The 2,300-nt window shown below is 75.2% G+C and carries 2 protein-coding genes; both read right to left on the bottom strand.

The annotated features are described in order from the left end of the window. The coding region (locus F3J18_RS36790; RefSeq protein WP_240156517.1) for a patatin-like phospholipase family protein at window positions 1–1,241 on the bottom strand (1,241 nt) is incomplete at its 3' end. 30 nt (window positions 1,242–1,271) lie between these two features. After that, window positions 1,272–2,078, bottom strand: a complete 807-nt coding sequence (locus tag F3J18_RS36785) for a PhaM family polyhydroxyalkanoate granule multifunctional regulatory protein (protein ID WP_166917057.1) — start codon at window positions 2,076–2,078, stop codon at window positions 1,272–1,274. Between the last annotated feature and the right edge of the window lie 222 nt (window positions 2,079–2,300).

Below are 2,300 nucleotides of genomic sequence, written 5' to 3'. Positions count from 1 at the left end.
GCCACCGGCCGCACCACCGGCCGCACCACCGGCGACACCACCGGCGACACCACCGGCGGCGGCACGCGCGGCGGCGAGCCGCCGCCGGGGCTGGCCGAGGCGATCCATTCGGCCAGCGTCTCGCGCTGCCGCATCGCGTCGGCATGGCCGAGCGCGATCAGCTCGCGCGTGAACTCCGCCTCGAACAGCAGGTAGCTCGCGAACGAGGCGCCGGCCGGCTGGTTGCCGCCCATCGCGCCGAGCAGCGCGCGCACCGTGGCCGGCAGCCGCCGCAGGTGCTTGGCGGCGATCAGCTCGATGCGCTCGGAAGGCGCGATCGCCAGCACGTCGACATGGCGCCAGCCGCTCTCGGGCTCGACCTGGCGCGGCAGGTGCTCGACCACGCGGTTGACGTGCTCGATGTGCTCGATGTCGGTGCCGATCGAATCGAGGAACACGCTGGCCAGCACCTGCTGGCCGATCTGCGCCAGCGACGGATAGGCGCTCGCGTGCCCGTTCGCCGCCGGCACCTCGGGACGCGCGGCGGCCGCGCCGATCACCACGATCCGGTCGCCGCCGAAATGGATCGCCGGCGACAGCGGCGCGATCTGGCGGATCGAGCCGTCGCCGAAATACTCGATGCGCCCGTCGATCACCAGCGGCACCGCCGGAAACACGAAGGGGATCGCCGAGGAGGCCAGCAGGTGCGCGGCCGACAGGTCGACCATCCGCGCCGTGCGCTGGGCGCGCCGCCAGGCGTGGATCGGCTCGCTGCCCTCGTAGAAGGTCAGGTGGCGGCCGCTGGTGTAGCTGAGCGCGGTGATCGACAGCGCGTGCAGCTTGCGCGCGCCGAGCATCTGGCCGACCCGGTGGAAGTTCAGCTCGCGCTGCAGCAGGTGGGCCAGTGGCGCGTTGTCGAGCAGCGCGCGCGGCGAACGGCGCGCGGCCCAGCCCAGGCTCATCGCGGCCAGCCAGCGCGCGCCCGCGGCGGCCACGCCGAGCCAGTCGGTGCGGTAGATCATTTCGGCGCGCAGGTGCTCCCAGAACGAGAGCAGGCGCGCGGCGCCATGCGGGAAGTCGTCGGCGTGGCTGGCGATCGCGGCGGCGTTGATGGCGCCGGCCGAGGAGCCGCAGACGATCGCGAAGGGCAGCTCGCGGCGGGTCGGCTCGACCTCGCGCGCGATCTCGGCCAGCGCGGACAGCACGCCGGCCTGATAGGCGGCGCGCGCGCCGCCTCCCATCAGAACGAGCGCGAGCCGCATGCGGGCCTCAGTCGGTGAGGGCGCAGCGCATCACGGGCTGCGCTTGCGCGAGGATTTCGCGGCCGGCGGCGCTGCGTCGTGCGCATCGTCCGGCGCCTCGGGCGCCGCCGCGCGCGGCCTGGGCCGCGCGGCGCGGCGCGTGGCCGGCTTGCGTTCGGGCGGCGCGGCGCCGGGGGCCGCGGGTCCGGGCGCTCGCGCGCCACCGCCGGCCGGCTTCGCACCCGCGGGGGCAGCGCCGGCCGCGCCGGGCTGGGTCATCGCGAAACTGGCGAGCTGGTTGAACTGCGACTGCAGCAGGTTCCACCAGCCGGCCGGATCGAAGGCCTCGCCGCCGGGCATCGCGCCGGGCGGCGGCGTTTCGGCGCCCGGCTTGCCGGCGCCGGCCGGGCCGGGTCCGCCGAAGGCTTGCGGCGGCGGCTCGGACGCGGCGCGCGAGGCTGACGGCCCCGCCGGCGCCGCCGTGTCCTTGGCCATGGCGGCCTCGGCGGCCGACATCGATTCCTTGGCCAGCGCGCCGAACGCGCGCAGCGTCGCCAGCGTGGCGCGCTGCACCTCGAGCGCCTGGATCGCCGACTGCAGCATGCCGAGGTTGAGCTTGAGCCATTGCTCGACGGCGCGCAGGTCGGTGATGCGCTTGTCGAGCTCCTCGACGCTCGACAGCGGCGACATCATGTCGGACATCGCCGACAGCGACGGCGGCAGGCCGCTCGGTGCCGCCGCCCCGATCCCGGCGCCGAACGGCGAAAGCCGCATCATGTCCCACATCCGGTCGAGCATGTCGGAGGGCGTGAAGCCGGTGAAGCCGGAGAACGGGTTGGAGCCGGGAGTATCGGTCATGCGGCAATCCTTGGTGACGGGGTCGGTGGGAAGGCGCGATGCGCCAGCGCGCGTGATCCGATCATAGCGCGCATGGCCGAGGCGCGAACGATCGCGATGCGCGCCGGCGTGGCGCGGGGCAGACGTTGGGGCGGGCAGCCCGGAGGATGGGAGCGAGCGGGGAGCGGCAAGACGCCGAGCCGCCGGGCCGCCCCACCCGGCCGGCGCCGCGCTCAGGCGCCG

The sequence above is a fragment of the Burkholderia sp. Ax-1720 genome (genome assembly GCF_011753035.1).
Classification (GTDB): domain Bacteria; phylum Pseudomonadota; class Gammaproteobacteria; order Burkholderiales; family Burkholderiaceae; genus Burkholderia; species Burkholderia gladioli.
The sequence above is the reverse complement of the archived record's forward strand: the minus strand, read 5'-3'. Positions and strand labels throughout refer to the sequence as shown.